The sequence below is a fragment of the Halomonas rhizosphaerae genome (assembly GCF_030010555.1).
Classification (GTDB): Bacteria; Pseudomonadota; Gammaproteobacteria; order Pseudomonadales; family Halomonadaceae; genus Halomonas; species Halomonas rhizosphaerae.
In genome coordinates, this window is sequence record NZ_JASCQP010000045.1 from 18,873 (window position 1) to 33,729 (window position 14,857).

The following is a 14,857-nucleotide window of genomic DNA, read 5'->3' on the forward strand; positions in this document are numbered from 1 at the left end:
TCAGTATCCTATTACGATCACGTTAAAATTAATGCCGGAACTGTTCGGCCCATAGGTATAGATGTCCACAGATGTCGCAGACTGCGTGCCATCATTGAAAAAAACGTGTTCCGTTTGAGCAGCGTTGTTATTTGAGCTATCCAGGATCGACAAATAGCCTGACAACATCCCCGTCGGAAACGCAATCGGGAAGTTGAAAGTGGTGTTTTGGGCATCTCCTAGTGCGCTAAGCCTGGCCCACTGAAAGATCAGGCCTCCCATCCAGCTGGGTAGCGCGATATAGCCTGTGGTGCCAAAAGAATAATCTACGCCCCACCTCAGCTTCTTCGGCGTGACCGCAGTGGTGTCGTCATCTCCCGCATCGACCTGCGCCTGAGTTGCAACTTTTAGAAGCCCCATGACACTTTCCGTGGCCTGCTTGACCCATGCCTTGAGCTTTTTCGCCGTGATGAACTTGCCGTCATCGATGCCGGCGTCGGTTTCTGCCTGGGTGGCGATACGGGCCATGCCCTGGGCGGCCTCGGTGGCGGCCGGGTGGTTGCGGCTGGCCTCGTGTTCGTCGCGCTCGGTGTCGACGTAGTCGCGGGTGGCGAGCACCACGTTGGGGTCGACCTTGAGGGTCACCGCGGCGGTGTCACTGACCTCAAGCACGAAGCGCACGGTCTGGGTGCGCGAGCTGCCCTCGGCGAGCACCGGCTTGTAGGTTTCGGGGTAGTTGCCGACGCCGATCAGGTCGCCGTCGACGTCGAAAATACCGATCTCGCGGATCGTCCAGCCGCCGACGTCGGGCGGCAGCACCTGCTCGACGACGATCCAGCTGGGGTTGTCGGGGTCGGTGGTGCTGGTGTTGATCGGCGCGCGGCGCACTTCATTGATCAGGGCCGTGGCGCCGCTGTCGGGCGTGGGCAGGCTGCCCCCGCCATCGCCGACGGCGAGCTCGGTGATCTCGATGGTCTGCCCCAGGGCGACGGCGTTGGCCAGCTTGGCCTGACCGACGTCGGTGAGCAGGGTGTAGAACTGGGCCATGTGGGTCTCCTGTTGTGTGACGATCCGGGTCGATCAGGGCTGCGGGTAGACGGTGGCGGTGTCGACGCTGTCGGTGGCTGCGCCCAGGTAGAACAGGCCGGTCACCTGGGTCTCGGCGGCGACGAAGGGAAAGACGGCGGTGACGTCGCCGTCGTACATGGCGCTGCCGAGGTAGACGACGCCCTTGCTCTCCCCGGCGAGATCCAGGGCGGTGATGTGCCGGGTAAGCGGCTTGGCATCTTCGATCAGGCGCTCGAGCTCGGTGTACATGGCATCGGTGATGCCGGTGTCGAGCACGCCGATCTTGAGCGCGAAGGTTCCTGGCGTCCCCAGGGGGTCGGTCTGCCACCACTCGATGACCTCGAGCAGGTAGCCGAGCGGCTCGACCACGCGGCGCAGTGCGCTGATCGTGCCCTTCTTGCGGTGGATGTAGAACGCGGTGGCGATGACGTCGCGCTTGGCTGCCTCGGACCAGTTCGGGTCCCAGCGATCGACGCTGAAGGCCCAGGCGAGATAGGGCAGCAGCCGCGGCGGGCAGGTGGCCGGGTTCCATAGTTGGCGCAGCGGTACCGGGATGCGCTGGATCTCGGCCAGGGCCTCCGCGGCGGCGCGCTCCAGGGGCGTGCCGTTGGGCGGCAACAGGCTTCGGCGTGACTTGGCGGCGTCAGGCATCGCTGCCTCCGATCACCACGGTGGTGCCGGTGCAGTGGGCGGCCTGGGTGTCATCGAGCACCACGTCGGCGGCCGGCGCAGCGAGTTCCACCCGCTGGACGCCCTCGACGTGCAGGGCGGCATGGATGGCCGAGATACGGATGTCGCGGCCCAGGCGGCGCTGCTCGGTGATGTAGGTGGCGAGCGCGGCCTCGGCGGCCTCGAGGATGGGCTCCTGCTCGGGCCCCGGGTAGACGTAGAGCGTGGCATCGACGGTGTAGTCGGTAATGTCGGCGGACTGCACGGTGAGGCGGTCGCCCACCGGGCGGATGTCCTCGGCAGAGAGGGCGGCGTCGACGGTATCGATGAGGTCCTGGCTGGCGGTGCCGTCGCCCTCGGTGCTGAGCAGGGTGACCAGGGCCTCGGCCGGGTTTGGGCTGATGGCGGTGGCGTCGGCCACGCGGCCGTCGGCGCTCATGGCGTGGAACACATAGGCACCGCGAGGGCCGGCAACGCTGAGCCCCTCCCAGGCCTGCTGGGCGCGCAAGCGAAGGTCCTCGTCACTCTCGTAGGTCGGCGGTACCGGCGGGGTGGCATCGGGGTCGCCCGCATCGATCAGCAGGCGCTCGACCTCGAAGCTGGCCACCAGCTGGTCGAGGTCATCGCCGCGCGAGTAGGCGAGCATCACGGCCTTCGCCGCCTCGTTGACGCGCTGCCGCCAGACGAGCTCGCGGTAGGCGTTCTCCTGAAGGAGCTTGGTGAGCGGCTCGCTCTCGTGCTCGAGGGTGGCCTCGACCCCGGTGCGCTGGCTGGCCGGGACGAGATCGAGCAGCGCCTGGCGGCGCTCGGCGAGGATCGTCTCGTAGTCGAGTTGTTCGACAACCGTTGGCGCGGGGAGCTGCGAAAGGTTGATGGTGCTGCTCATGTAACAGGCACCTCCAGGCGGATGGGCTGGCCAGCGGTGGTCTGGCCTTCCACCTCGATGACGGCGTGGCCGGGGCGGATACTGCTGACTGCGCGACGGATGGCGGTTACGCGCAGGCGTGGCTCCCAGCGGATCAGTGCCATGGCGGTGGCGGCGTAGACCTGCAGCAGGGTGGCGTCGTTGAGGGGCCGGTCGATCAGCTCGGGGAGCAGGCTGCCGTAGTCGCGACGCATGACGCGCGAACCGATGGGTGTGGCGAGGATGTCGCTCACGCTCTGGCGGATATGCTCGACACCCTCCAGGGCGCGGCCGGTGGTGGCGTTCATGCCGGTCATAGTGGCGTCCCGGTGTTTTGCTGGCTGTCGCCGTCGCTGTCGTTGCCCTGCGGGTGCTGGTGACTGTCGCCGATGTCGGTGCCGTTGTGGGTGACGCTGCCGCCATTGATGGCGAGCGTGCCGTTGATCACGGTGTCGGCGTTGAGCGTGGCGCCGCCGCCGGCGGTGGCGGTGAGAGCGGCCGGGGTGTCGACGGTGACGTCGCCCTGGGCGGTGAGCGTGGCCGAGCCGGGCAGGGTGGCCTGCAGGTGGCTGGCGGCGTGGTTGTACTCGATGACTGCGCCGTCGGGCATCACGGCGTGCCACTTGTCGGCGCTGTCGCTTGGCGCGGGGTGCTGGGTGCGGTAGAGGCCGGCGAGCACCACGGCGCTGGCCATATCCCCACCGGGGGCGAACACCACCACCTGCTCGCCCTCGGTGGGCGGGTTCCAGGTGCGGGTGGTGCCGGCGCGCTTCTCGAGCCAGGGCAGCCAGGCGGTGGTGATCTCGCCGGTGGCGACGCGCACCCGGGCGCGGGCGTGATCCACCTCGGCGACGGTGCCGAGGCGGACCAGGTTGTGAATCAAGCGCAGCAGCTCGGCGGCGCTATGCAGGGGGCGTTGGCTCATGGCGCCATCGTTGCCCCTGGACGGGGCTGGCTCTAGCCGGGGGCGTTGTGGATCGGGGCGCTACAACGTGCCGCGGCCTCGGGCGGCTAGAGGGCGCCGCCGATTCTCTCGAGGATCATGTCGCGCACCACGGCGCGGTCGGCGTCGCTGTAGCCGAGCAGGCGGCGCTCGGGGTAGTCGTGCCAGGGGCCGTTGCGGTCGACGTTGTCGCGCAGGCCGTACTGGTGCACCCGGGCAATGCGGGCCACGCGTCCGGCGAAGCCGACGGTGGCGGCGTCGGCCTGGCCGCGCCCCTTGAGGAACTTGGCCTGGCGGATCTTGGCGAACATCACGCCGTGGCGGATGGCGCCGGCCTGCTCGCGGGCCTGGGGCTTGCGCGGCTCGAACGGCGAGCCGTCGGGGTTCTCCTGGCGCTTGATGCGCGCGGCCTGGCGCTTGCGCAGCACGCGGGCGATGTCGCGGGCCAGCTTGCGGCGCTCGCCGGGCTCCAGGCGCTCGATCAGCGGGCCGATCCAGTCCTCGAGGGCGTCGAGATCGTCGGTCACGTTATTGCTCCCACTCGGCGACCAGGTCGTACTCCTCGCTGTCGTCGACGTCGCGGATATAGAGCTGCCAGTTGCCGGCGGCACAGGGGTCGATCTCGAACTCGGGCTGGCGGTGGTCGACGTGGATGGTGCCGGCGTCGCAGTCGACGAGGGCGACCACGCGCTCGGTGAGGGTGACGTCGATGGCCAGATCCCAGCGCTGATTGTCGAGCAGCTCGGCCTGGAAGCTGACGGCCTCCTCGGGCACCAGGTCGGGCTGGTAGCGGGACAGCCACTGCAGCAGCGGGATGATCACGGTGTCGAGCTCGCCGGCGTGGTCGGTGAGCACGACGCGCACCGGCACCCGGTACTGGTGCGAGAGGTGGGCACCGCAGTGGAACTCGATGCTGCCGTCCTCGATGAAGGTGAGCAGGCGGTCGGGGTTGCGCTTGAGGCCGGGAATGCGCTCGAGCAGGTAGGCGCGCAGCGAGTGGAGCTTCTTCATCGGGTGTCGACCTCCTTCAGGAAGCCGCCGCGCTTGCCCTTGAGGGTGCCGGCGATCTTCTCGCCGCTACGTCCGGCGATATAGCCGCCCACGCCCAGGGTCATCAGGTTCCACAGCGGCTCGGGTAGCTCGAGGTGCAGGCCGATTCCGAACATGGCGCCGAGGTAGGGGGCGAGCAGGTAGTTGTTGGCGACGATGGCGACGATGACCAGCATCAGGATCGGGCGCCAGTTGCGCTGCAGCCAGCTCTCGCCGGTGGCCTCGGCGAGCACCACCTTCATGCGCGCCTTTAGGCCGGCATCCTGCTGGTCGATCAGGCGGCGCTGCAGCTCGGCCTTGAGCTGGGCGGCCTGGTCCTTGTCGGTAACGGCCTGGTCGATGACCTCCATCACCGGACCGGCGACGGTGCCGAGCACCTGGCGGATAAGGTTCATGCGGTCTCTCCTTATGGTTCCCGATGCCGAACCGGCCTTTCAGGCAGCCAGGGCGCGGGCGTGGCGCCGGTAGGCGGCATCGAGCCTGGTGTCGTAGTCGTTGCGCTCGAAGTCGGGGCCGTTGTAGCGCCGGGCGAAGTCGCGCCAGTCGCGGCGGCGCAGGGCGGCATGCAGGGCATGGTCGGCCTCGATGAAGCGCACGAAGGCCTCGAGTTGGCGGCCCTCGCTGGCCCTCATTGCCTCCTCCCAGACGCGGGCGCTGCTGTAGCCGAGGTGCTGCCAGTGGAAGCCCATGATCTGGAAAAGCCCCCAGCTGGCCGACTCGATGGCGGCGCGTGCGTGGATCTCTCCGGCACGCGCCAGGCGGGTGTGCTCGTGGGGGCCGCCCTGGTAACCGCCGGGGCGGCGGTTGACCAGGTTGGGGCGCTTCTCCTCCCAGGGCGCGGGGCTGATGCCGTGGTGCTCGAGGCGGCGGCGCATGATGTGGCGCTCGAAGAGGAGCACCGGGGCGGCGTTGCGCGGCCCGCCGAGGTGGAAGCCGACGCCGCGGGACTCGACCTCGTTGACGGCCATCACCGCGGCGAGCTCGACCTCGAGGGTCTCGGCGGCGCCGACCAGATCGGCCTGGCGCAGCGCCTTGGGGTCGCGGCCCTGCTGCAGGGCGCGCTGGGTCTTGCGGCCGGCGATGCCGTCGATGACCAGCCCCTGCTCGCGCTGGAAGGCGCGCACGGCGGTCTCGGTGGCGGGACCAAAGACGCCGTCGGTGGTGAGGCCGAAGCCATGGCGTCTCAGGTCGTGCTGCAGGCGTTCAACGGCGGGGCCGGTGGTGCCATAGCGCAGGGTCATGGGCGGGACTCCTCCTCGAGCTGGCTGACGCGGCCGTCGAGCCGGGTGATGCGTTCCTGAAGGGCGCCGATCTCTCGGCTGGCGTCGCTCTTGCGGTAGTACAGGTCGCTCCAGTCGCGCAGGTCGCGGCGCAGGCTTTCGATCTGCTCGCCCTGGTAGACCAGGCGCTCGCGCAGCACGGCGGTATGCTCGCCTAGCGTGACCAGCTTGAGTCCCGCCCAGGCGAGCAGGGCGACCAGGGTGAGCTGGATGCCGGTCTGCAGATGACGTTCGAAGACGTTGGGTTTCACGGTGGTATCCGCCATGCGGTCCTCTTGTTGCGGGTCAGCTCCAGAGCTGGACGGTGTCGACCACGGCAGCCGTCGGCGGCTCTTCCGGCAGCTCGACCAGAGTGCCGTGGGGAAGGATCGGCCCGAGCTCGGCGAGCCCGGGGTTCATCTCGAGCGCCTGCTCGGTGACGCCGGCGGTGGTGCCGAGCACCCGGTAGCAGAGCGCGTCCAGGGTCTCGCCCTGGTGGGTGCGCACGCGGGGCACTAGATCAGCTCCACGGTGGTGTGGCGCTCGCCGAGGATCTCGCTGACCGCCCAGCGGGCGTCGCGGCGGAAGTCGTCGGCGGCCAGGTCCTTGGCCTCGCCGCGCTCGTCGCCCTCGCCGGTGGCGCTGTAGTCGCGGTAGCGCTCGAGCAGGCTGGCCATGGCGGTGGCGTAGAGGGCGCGCTGGTAGAGCAGCACGTAATGCCCCTCGGCGGCCCAGCCAGGTGCGGCGACCTCCTCGGCGGTGGTGGCGCCGTCGTCGATCCGCGCGGCCTGCCAGTCGGCGAGCTGGCGGTTGACGTCGGCCAGGGCCACGCGCAGGGCATGGGCTACGCGGGCCTCGGTGACGGTGGAGTCGAGGCGCTCGGCGTCGCGGAAGGCGACGGGGTCGACGGCGGGCCAGAAGCCGTTGTTGGTGATGGCGGCCGGCGCTTCGGTGGTCTCGCCGGTGCCGTAGGAGATGAGTGACGACATGGCCGGGCCTCAAGGTGAAGGAAGGGGGTGGGCCGGGATCGACGAGATGGGACCATGGTCCGCTCTCCCCCGGCGCCCCCTTGGCGTCGGCGTGCGACTCGGGGTCAGCCCTGGGCGTTGCCGCCCTGGGCAGCGTTCTTGAGCTCGCGCTCCAGCTTCTCGATGTCCTTCTTGACGCCGGCGCGCTCGTTGAGCTGCAGGGCGCGGCGCAGGTGCTCGAGGGCCTCCTCCAGGTTGCGCGAGTCGCGGTGGGCGTAGCCGAGGGCCTTGTGCAGCTTGGCGCGGATCTGGTCGTGCATGTCGGCGTCGGCGGTCAGGGCCTCGGCGCGGGCGAGATGCATGACCAGGTCGGCGGCGACCTCGGGCAGGGTATCGCCCTCAGTGGCCTCGAGCCGTGCCAGCGCTTCCTCGGCGACCTGCTCGGCGACGATCGAGGCGGTGTCGCGCTCGAAGCGGTCGGGGGTGTCGAGGCCGTGGCGCAGGGCGTACTCGGCGACTTCGATGCCGCCGGCGAGGTCGCCCACGTCGAGGCGCCACAGCATGACGGTCATTAGCACGTCGTCGGCGGCGCCCTGGCCGCCCTCGAGCACGCCGGCCACGTAGGCCTCGAACTCGGGGAGCAGCTCGCGCTTCTTGGCGACCTTGGCCTCCAAGGACTTGATGCCCTTGAGGGTGCGGCGGGCCTCCCAGAGGGCGGCGGCGTGCAGCTCGTACTGCTCGCCGCTCTGGGCGGCGCGGGGATCGGCGGCCCCCGCCGCTTGCGCGGCGGTGGCTCGCTGGTAGTGCTTACGGGCGGGGCTGCTGTTCTGGCTCACCATGGGGGCTATCTCCTTATGCGCCGGTCCAGTCGCCGAAGACGATGTTCTCGACCAGACAGCCGGCGCCGAAGTCCTCGATGACGTAGGCGTCGTTGGAGGACTCGTAGTTCTCCACGCGCTTACGCTCGGGCTTGTCCTTGATGTAACGGCGACGGCTGCCCTGCTGCCAGTAGAGCGAGAGGTTCTCGGGCATGGTGATGAACAGGCTGCCGTCGGGGTAGAAGGGCACCCGTGCGGCCTGTTGGCCGCCCATGCGCTTCTGGCTGATGACCATGTCCAGCGCCTGGGCCTCGGTGGGCGTGGTGGCGTGCTCCTGGATCAGCGGGAAGTACTTGTCGGCCATGATCTTCCGGCCGCAGATCACGCGCAGATCGGTGGACTCGCGGTGCCAGGGGTCAATCAGCTCGTTGACCACGTCATAGACCAGGGCGTCGAGGTTCTTGTAGTCGCCTCCCGGGCCGACACGCACCTCGCCGACGTTGTCGCCCTCGGCCAGCACCCGGGCCGTGGCCCGCTCGCGGTAGTGCTGCAGCCAGCCCTTGTTGACGTCCTGCAGCAGCGGGTTCGCCACGCGGTCGGTGGCGGCGGCGCCGCTGGTGCCGTTGAAGCCGATCATGATGCGGTCGAGCGCCTGCTGGCGGACGATGGCGTTGCGCACGCGGGTCTGGAAGTCGGGGAACTTGGCCCAGGCGTCGAGCTTGCTCCACGGCAGGAAGGTGTCGAACTCGGTGGAGAGACACTCGTAGCCGTTGTCGTCCAGGGTGGAGAGGTCGCGCGGGCTGCGATCGTTGGCGGAGACGTCGGTGCGCCCGGCGATCGGGCCGGAGAGGCCGAGGCCGAGCTTCTCGCCCTTGATCTCGTCGACGCCGACCATGTTGATCATGCCCAGGAACTGGCTGGACTCCTGGATCTTGGATTCCAGGGTCTGCTGGACGCTGGGCTCCATGGCGAAGCTCTCGGTGGCGCTGGGCACGCCGGAGAGCTGGGCCACGCGGGTCAGCAGGGCGTTGAAGTTCTTGCGGGTATCGTTACGCATGGGCGGCGGTCCTTAGCAGTCGGTCAGCAGTGCGTTCCCGCCGCCGGTGGCGGGGGCGCGGGGCGGGGTGGTCGGTTCGTTGTCGAGCGCGGTATAGAGCTCGTCGAGGCGGCGCTGAGTCTCGGCGTGGGCGGCCTCGAGTTCGCTGAAGGCCTCGGCGCTGGGGCGGCCCGCGAGATCTGCGGCGAGCGCCTGGTGCTTCTGCACGAAGACCTCGAGGGTCTGCTCGAGCTCGGTGCGGAAGGCGGCGAAGCCCTGGTCGGTCTTGGCGTCGTGCTTCTTGAACAGCGCCTTGACGCGCTCGGCGAGGCTCGGGCCCTTGTCCTGCTCGGCAGGCGGCTCGCTGAAGTCGAGCTCGGTCTCCATGGCGGCGGTGAAGACGTTGTGCGCCGACTGCTTGCGGGCGGCCAGGGGCGAGGCGCTGCCCTGCTGGGCGCTGAACTGCAGCATGTCTGTGCCCAGGCTCGCCGGGGAGTCGGTGACGGCCAAGCCGACCAGGTAGGCCTCGCCGGTGTCGGCGAACTCCGGATCCACCTCGATGGAGGTGTAGACCTTCTGACGCTCCTGGTTCATCTGCTTGAGGCGGTCGGTGGGGTCGATCTCGGCGAACAGCGCGAGCTTGCCGTCGATCTCGCGGGCCTCGAGCTTGGTGACGTCGCCCAGGGCGGGGAAGGGGCCGTCGGCGAACATGCCGCGCATGTGCTCCATCCAGACCCTGGCGCCATAGGTGGCGGGGTCGAAGTTCTTGGCCATCTGCTCGATCCACTCGCGTGAGATATTGCGGCCGTCGGTGGTGGCGCCTTCGGTGGCGATCCGGAACATGGCGGGGGCCTCTGCTGGTTGCTCGGCGATACGTTGCCGTCAGGTTCCGCGCGGCCGGTCATGGCCTCAACGTTGTGGCGTTGTAGCGGCACGATCCACAACGCGCCCGGCCGTGAGCGCCCCGCGCGCACGGTTAGGCTGGCGGCATGACGACGATGCCTGCCGACACCCTCGATTCACCGCGCGTGACCGCCCGCCACCTCTACTGGCAGGGGTGGCGCGTGGTGCGTATTGCCGAATTCCTGGGCGAGAAGCCGCCGACGGTGCACAGCTGGAAACAGCGCGACGGCTGGGACGAGGCCTCGCCCAGCCAGCGGGTGGAGGGCGCGCTCGAGGCGCGGCTGGTGCAGCTGATCAGCAAGGAGGGCAAGGAGGGCAAGGACTTCAAGGAGATCGACCTGCTGGGCCGGCAGATCGAGCGCCTGGCGCGGGTGCACAAGTATGAGGCGACCGGCCGCGAGGCGGACCTGAACCCCAACATCAACGCGCGCAACGAGGCGCCGCGGCGCAAGCAGCGGCGCAACTTCCTCGATGAGGAGCAGATCGAGCAGCTGCGCGCAGCCTTCCTGGAGACGTGCTTCCAGTACCAGCTGGACTGGTACGAGGCGGGCCAGAAGCACCGCATTCGCAACATCCTCAAGAGCCGCCAGATCGGCGCGACCTTCTTCTTCGCCCGCGAGGCGATCGTCGATGCCTTCGAGCAGGGCCGCAACAAGATCTTCCTCTCGGCCTCGAAGGCGCAGGCGCACATCTTCAAGAACTACATCGTCCAGTTCGTGAAGGAGGTGTGCGACGTCGAGCTCAAGGGCGACCCCCTGGTGCTGGACAACGGCGCCGAACTGCACTTCCTGGGCACCAACTCGAAGACCGCCCAGGGCTACCACGGCGACGTCTACCTCGACGAGTACTTCTGGATTGGCCGCTTCGCCGAGTTCCGCAAGGTCACCAGCGGCATGGCGATGCACAAGAAGTGGCGCCAGACCTACTTCTCGACGCCCTCGAGCATCGGCCACGAGGCCTATCCGTTCTGGACCGGGGAGATGTTCAACAAGCGGCGCAAGAAGGCCGACCGCCAGGCCTTCGACGTCAGCCGCGAGGCGCTGGCCGGCGGCCGGCTGTGCCCCGATGGCCAGTGGCGCCAGGTCGTCACCGTGGAGGACGCCATCGCCGGCGGCTGCGACCTCTTCGACCTCGAGCAGCTGCGCCTGGAGTACAGCGAGGACGAGTTCGCGAACCTGCTGATGTGCGAGTTCGTCGACGACAGCCAGAGCGCCTTCCCGCTGGCGATGGTGCACCCGTGCATGGTCGACAGCTGGGAAGTGTGGGACGACTACCGGCCCTTCGCGCCGCGCCCGGTGGGCGAGCGCGGGGTGTGGATCGGCTACGACCCGACCGGCACCGGCGAGGAGGGCGACGGCGCCGGCCTGGTGGTGGTGCTTCCCTCGCGCAGCGCCGAGGAACCGCACCGGATCCTTGAGCGCCACCGGCTCAAAGGCCAGGACTACGAGGCCCAGGCGGCATTCATCCGCAGCTTCGAGAGCCGCTACCAGATCGATCACATCGGCATCGACGTCAGCGGGCTGGGCGAGGCGGTGGCCGAGCACGTCGAGAAGTGGTTCCCCACCGTGGCGCGCTACCAGTACAGCCCCGACGTGAAGAGCCGCATGGTGATGCAGGCCCAGCAGATCATGCGCAAGGGCCGCCTCGAGTTCGACGCCGGCTGGTCGGATCTCGCCCAGTCGTTCATGGCCATCAAGCGCGAACTCACCGCCTCGGGCCGCCAGTTCACCTACACCAGCGGGCGCAGCCAGGCGACCGGCCACGCCGACCTAGCCTGGGCCACCATGCACGCCCTGCACCACGAGCCAATCGACGGCCCGGCGGAGGATGCCGGGCGATCCATGATGGAGATCTTCGAATGAGCGACACCGCCACCGACAAACCCCGCGTGCGCGTGCCGGCCTACCGGGTCGACGAGCCCGGTGCCATGTCAACCGAATCGGCCAGCCTGTCAACGGAATCGGTCGGGGCGTCAAGCGCTCGGCCCGAGGCGTTCAGCTTCGGCGACCCCGAGCCGGTTACCAGCATGCGCGACTTCTTCTACGAGGGGCTGTGGCTCTCGGCCGACGAGTGGTACGAGCCGCCGATCCCGCTGGACGTGCTGGCCAAGAGCTACCGGGCGACCGCGCACCATGGCAGCGCCATGCAGGTGAAGCGCAACATCCTGCTGCGCACCTTCGAGCCGCACCCGCTGCTGGGGCGCCAGGCGTTCAGCGGCCTGGCCCTCGACTACCTGGTGTTCGGCAACGCCTACCTCGAGGAGGTGTTCGGGCGGCTGGGCAAGCGGCTGCCGTTCCGCCACCTGCGCAGCCGCTACATGCGCCGGGGCGGGCTCAATGCCGACCGCTATTGGTGGGTGCCCAACTTCGTGGACCGGGTCGAGCTGCCGGCGGGGCGGGTGATCCACCTGCTCGAGCCCGACATCGACCAGGGCATCTACGGTGTGCCGGACTATATCGGCAGCCTGCAGTCGGCCTGGCTCAACGAGTCTGCCACCCTGTTCCGCCGGCGCTACTACCTGAACGGCAGCCACGCCGGGTTCATCATGTACGTCAACGATGCCGCCCATAACAAGCAGGACATCGACGCCATGCGTGAAGCGCTCAAGAACTCCAAGGGCCCCGGCAACTTCCGCAACCTGTTCCTCTACTCCCCCGGGGGTAAGAAGGACGGGGTGCAGGTGATCCCCGTGTCGGAGGTCGCGGCGAAGGACGAGTTCTGGAACATCAAGAACATCACCCGGGACGACCAGCTCGCGGGCCACCGGATCCCGCCGCAGCTGATGGGCATCATCCCCAGCAACACCGGCGGCTTCGGGGACGTCGAGAAGGCCGCGCGTGTGTTCGTGGCCAACGAGCTAGAGCCGCTGCAGGAGGCCATGATGGAGATCAACGAGCGCGTCGGTGAAGAGATCGTGCGCTTCCGGCCCTACTCGCTCGACGGCGACTCGGGCCCAGGCCTCGACCCGACACGCTGACCAGCACCCGCCAACCTCATCGCAGCCGCCCCGACCCGGGCGGCTTTTTCGTGTCCGCACGCCAGACCAGGGTGACCCCACCCCACCCGGGCCGCGCCCCAGCGCGCGCCGTCGACACCCCGCCCCGCCTGCGATCTAAATATTTTTGTTTTTATGCATATACGCACTATGGGCGAGGCCCGGCGTATGCGGGGCGCCCTGGTGGTCTAAGTGACTGTGACAGCATGCGTTTTTATGCGAATTGCCAGCTTTGGAGGTTGCCGCAGCGCTTGCGGGCCAATCTGAGAAGGTGAGGGGGGCTCGGAAAAAGGTAACATCGGTAACTTGGCCGATTTTCGCTTGTATCTATCTGATTATATTGATTTCTACCGTTACCTTTAAAAGGTAACAAGAGGTACTGAAAAAGGTAACGGGCTACCAAGTCATTGATTTTAAAGGATAGAGAAATCTCTCTCTGTGACCTTTCAAAAAGGTAACGCATCACCTTTTCATTACCTTTTTGTTACCTTTTGGACACCCGTTTGAACGCCTTTGAGATCAATTGCCTACGTCATTTTTCGGCATGCCATTACCTTTGTTACCTTTTTCCGAGACCCCCACGGATTCTAGAGCTGCCCCGCGCATGATGTGCACGCACGCGTCGTACACGCGCACGCATCACCTCACGACAACCAACGAGGTTCGCAAGGAGAAAAGGAAAAGTTGCTGGTAGAAATTTGGTACGTGATGGCAATGAATGCCGGAATGGCGGGGCTCAGTTCCTATCCATCATGGGCGCGACGGAGAAGGTACGGTCGAGCTGGAGCATCGGCATCACGGGGGTGTCGGTCGGGAGGGCGGATATTCTACCAGTACTGGTCAATTTCTGGCCAATGCTGGCAGGGTGATATCCCCGCAGCCTTGCGGTCCTTGGCGGGTGCACGAAAACCCGACACGCAGAAACACCAAGGCCCGCATCAGCGGGCCTTGGTGCTCGGCGTCTTGCGAAGCGATAGGTCTGTCTGATCGGCGATCAGATGACTTCGATGTTCGAAGCCTGCAGGCCTTTCTTGCCCTGAACCACATCGAAGGAGACCTGCTGACCGTCCTGGAGGGACTTGAAGCCGTCTGCCTTGATTTCGGAGAAGTGGGCAAAGAGGTCATCGCCACCGTCGGTCGGGGTGATGAAGCCGAAGCCTTTTGCGTCGTTGAACCACTTGACTGTGCCAGTAGACATAGTTGTCTCCTTTCGCGCTATGCGCTCTTTACGAATTACCGGGTAATGCCCCGAGTGCTAGTGGGTCAAACAAGGGGATATAACCAGACAACCGAAAGGATTCGACTACTACTGACAATATGCATCTTGCTAACCAACTGACGCTACGGTGTCACGTATGGCGGCCGCCGTCAATGCCTTGTGTGCTGTCGCCTCCATCCCGACCTGCAAGGGCAGTAGGCCGAGGCCGCATCTGGCGTTCCTCGTCCATACTGACCGACACCCATGATCATCAGGAGCAGCAGAACATGAGCGGCGATCTCACCGAGCATCAGATGGAGCTGCTGGCCCGCGTGCTGCAGCACGGCGGGGAACTGGCATCACCCTTCGGCCATCCGGGCGAGGACAGCCTGCTGGAGGAGGTGCTGGAGGACATCGACACCCTGGAGGCCAGGGGGCTGATCACCGTCGACCGGACCCGGGGCAGCGACGAGCCCGAGCGCATCTCCCTGACCCAGGAGGGCTATGACGCCCTGGGCATGGCCTGAGCGCTGGTCCAGCGGAACGGGAATGCCCTTGCGCGCTCCGAGGGCTCGCCCACGGGACGGGACGGGGAAAGCGGCGTCGTGACCCTCGTCACCGTGGGGCAGGGCGCGATGTGCTATCTAGAAGGAAGCGGGGCGGTGCCCCTTCGGCATTGCCGACAATGACAGGAGGCGACGTCATGGCGGATCGGAAGCAGGAACTGGAAGCGCTGCGCGACGAGCTGATCGACCGGTTCGACCGCTACAAGGCCCACAAGGAGCAGCGGGGCGGTCCGCTGGATAAGGACATGGAGGACCAGTCCATCGAACTGCAGAACGATGACGTGATCGAGGCCCTGCAGCAGGAGGCCGAGGATGAGCTTCGCCAGGTGATGCATGCGCTCGCGCGTATCGACGAAGGCGAGGGCGATCGCTGCGAGGAGTGCGGCGAGTCCATCGATGCCCGCCGGCTGGCGGCGGTGCCCTATACCACGGTATGCCGCGACTGTGCCGAGCTGCGCTGAGCGGACGCGCCGTGGACGGGAATGATGGTAGTCTGGCCTC

General features: G+C 67.2%; 20 protein-coding genes. 4 read left to right on the forward strand and 16 right to left on the reverse strand.

Annotated elements, in window-relative coordinates; translation table 11 throughout:
* From QLQ83_RS18505 to QLQ83_RS18575, 15 genes are all read right to left on the reverse strand, one after another.
* Complete coding sequence (locus tag QLQ83_RS18505; protein ID WP_282736965.1) at nt 1–1,026, reverse strand: phage tail protein; 1,026 nt, start codon at nt 1,024–1,026, stop codon at nt 1–3.
* 33 nt (nt 1,027–1,059) lie between these two features.
* Complete coding sequence (locus QLQ83_RS18510; protein ID WP_282736966.1) at nt 1,060–1,698, reverse strand: phage tail protein I; 639 nt, start codon at nt 1,696–1,698, stop codon at nt 1,060–1,062.
* Nucleotides 1,691–2,602, reverse strand: a complete 912-nt coding sequence (locus QLQ83_RS18515) for a baseplate assembly protein (RefSeq protein WP_282736967.1) — start codon at nt 2,600–2,602, stop codon at nt 1,691–1,693. Before QLQ83_RS18515 ends, QLQ83_RS18510 begins: the two co-directional genes overlap by 8 nt.
* The gene (locus QLQ83_RS18520; RefSeq protein ID WP_282736968.1) at nt 2,599–2,937 is read right to left on the reverse strand and encodes a GPW/gp25 family protein; all 339 of its coding nucleotides are present in this window, start codon (nt 2,935–2,937) and stop codon (nt 2,599–2,601) included. Before QLQ83_RS18520 ends, QLQ83_RS18515 begins: the two co-directional genes overlap by 4 nt.
* A complete protein-coding gene (locus QLQ83_RS18525) occupies nt 2,934–3,545 on the reverse strand; it encodes a phage baseplate assembly protein V (RefSeq protein WP_282736969.1) in 612 nt (203 codons plus the stop codon). The genes QLQ83_RS18520 and QLQ83_RS18525 overlap by 4 nt, the downstream gene beginning before the upstream one ends.
* Nucleotides 3,546–3,631: 86 nt before the next feature.
* The gene (locus QLQ83_RS18530; protein ID WP_282736970.1) at nt 3,632–4,090 is read right to left on the reverse strand and encodes a phage virion morphogenesis protein; all 459 of its coding nucleotides are present in this window, start codon (nt 4,088–4,090) and stop codon (nt 3,632–3,634) included.
* 1 nt (nt 4,091) lies between these two features.
* Nucleotides 4,092–4,574 carry a phage tail protein gene (locus QLQ83_RS18535; protein WP_282736971.1) on the reverse strand — a complete coding sequence of 161 codons (483 nt, stop codon included), beginning with the start codon at nt 4,572–4,574 and terminating at the stop codon, nt 4,092–4,094.
* Nucleotides 4,571–5,008, reverse strand: coding sequence for a holin family protein (locus QLQ83_RS18540; RefSeq protein WP_282736972.1), 438 nt, complete (start codon nt 5,006–5,008; stop codon nt 4,571–4,573). Before QLQ83_RS18540 ends, QLQ83_RS18535 begins: the two co-directional genes overlap by 4 nt.
* A 39-nt stretch (nt 5,009–5,047) precedes the next feature.
* Nucleotides 5,048–5,854: an N-acetylmuramidase family protein gene (locus QLQ83_RS18545; RefSeq protein ID WP_282736973.1), complete on the reverse strand. Its 807-nt coding sequence runs from the start codon at nt 5,852–5,854 to the stop codon at nt 5,048–5,050.
* Nucleotides 5,851–6,159 (reverse strand): hypothetical protein, encoded by a 309-nt coding sequence (locus QLQ83_RS18550; RefSeq protein WP_183315248.1) that lies wholly within the window; start codon nt 6,157–6,159, stop codon nt 5,851–5,853. Before QLQ83_RS18550 ends, QLQ83_RS18545 begins: the two co-directional genes overlap by 4 nt.
* Before the next feature lie 19 nt (nt 6,160–6,178).
* Nucleotides 6,179–6,388: a tail protein X gene (locus QLQ83_RS18555; protein ID WP_411971143.1), complete on the reverse strand. Its 210-nt coding sequence runs from the start codon at nt 6,386–6,388 to the stop codon at nt 6,179–6,181.
* The gene (locus QLQ83_RS18560; protein ID WP_282736974.1) at nt 6,388–6,861 is read right to left on the reverse strand and encodes a head completion/stabilization protein; all 474 of its coding nucleotides are present in this window, start codon (nt 6,859–6,861) and stop codon (nt 6,388–6,390) included. The genes QLQ83_RS18555 and QLQ83_RS18560 overlap by 1 nt, the downstream gene beginning before the upstream one ends.
* 104 nt (nt 6,862–6,965) lie before the next feature.
* Nucleotides 6,966–7,679 (reverse strand): phage terminase small subunit, encoded by a 714-nt coding sequence (gpM, locus tag QLQ83_RS18565; protein WP_282736975.1) that lies wholly within the window; start codon nt 7,677–7,679, stop codon nt 6,966–6,968.
* Nucleotides 7,680–7,692: 13 nt separating this feature from the next.
* On the reverse strand, nt 7,693–8,715 hold the full coding sequence (locus QLQ83_RS18570; RefSeq protein WP_282736976.1) for a phage major capsid protein, P2 family: 1,023 nt from the start codon (nt 8,713–8,715) through the stop codon (nt 7,693–7,695).
* A gap of 12 nt (nt 8,716–8,727) precedes the next feature.
* Nucleotides 8,728–9,537, reverse strand: coding sequence for a GPO family capsid scaffolding protein (locus QLQ83_RS18575; protein ID WP_282736977.1), 810 nt, complete (start codon nt 9,535–9,537; stop codon nt 8,728–8,730).
* 146 nt (nt 9,538–9,683) lie between these two features.
* On the opposite strand from QLQ83_RS18575, the gene QLQ83_RS18580 reads away from it, so the two are divergent.
* Complete coding sequence (locus QLQ83_RS18580) at nt 9,684–11,459, forward strand: terminase large subunit domain-containing protein (RefSeq protein ID WP_282736978.1); 1,776 nt, start codon at nt 9,684–9,686, stop codon at nt 11,457–11,459.
* Nucleotides 11,456–12,574, forward strand: coding sequence for a phage portal protein (locus QLQ83_RS18585; RefSeq protein WP_282736979.1), 1,119 nt, complete (start codon nt 11,456–11,458; stop codon nt 12,572–12,574). The genes QLQ83_RS18580 and QLQ83_RS18585 overlap by 4 nt, the downstream gene beginning before the upstream one ends.
* Before the next feature lie 1,012 nt (nt 12,575–13,586).
* Here the strand turns inward: QLQ83_RS18585 and QLQ83_RS18590 are convergent.
* On the reverse strand, nt 13,587–13,790 hold the full coding sequence (locus QLQ83_RS18590) for a cold-shock protein (RefSeq protein ID WP_089714596.1): 204 nt from the start codon (nt 13,788–13,790) through the stop codon (nt 13,587–13,589).
* 287 nt (nt 13,791–14,077) lie between these two features.
* Here QLQ83_RS18590 and QLQ83_RS18595 point away from each other — a divergent pair, with 287 nt between their 5' ends.
* On the forward strand, nt 14,078–14,317 hold the full coding sequence (locus QLQ83_RS18595) for a hypothetical protein (RefSeq protein ID WP_282736980.1): 240 nt from the start codon (nt 14,078–14,080) through the stop codon (nt 14,315–14,317).
* 176 nt (nt 14,318–14,493) lie between these two features.
* Nucleotides 14,494–14,817 carry a TraR/DksA family transcriptional regulator gene (locus QLQ83_RS18600; protein WP_282736981.1) on the forward strand — a complete coding sequence of 108 codons (324 nt, stop codon included), beginning with the start codon at nt 14,494–14,496 and terminating at the stop codon, nt 14,815–14,817.
* The last annotated feature ends 40 nt before the right edge of the window (nt 14,818–14,857 follow it).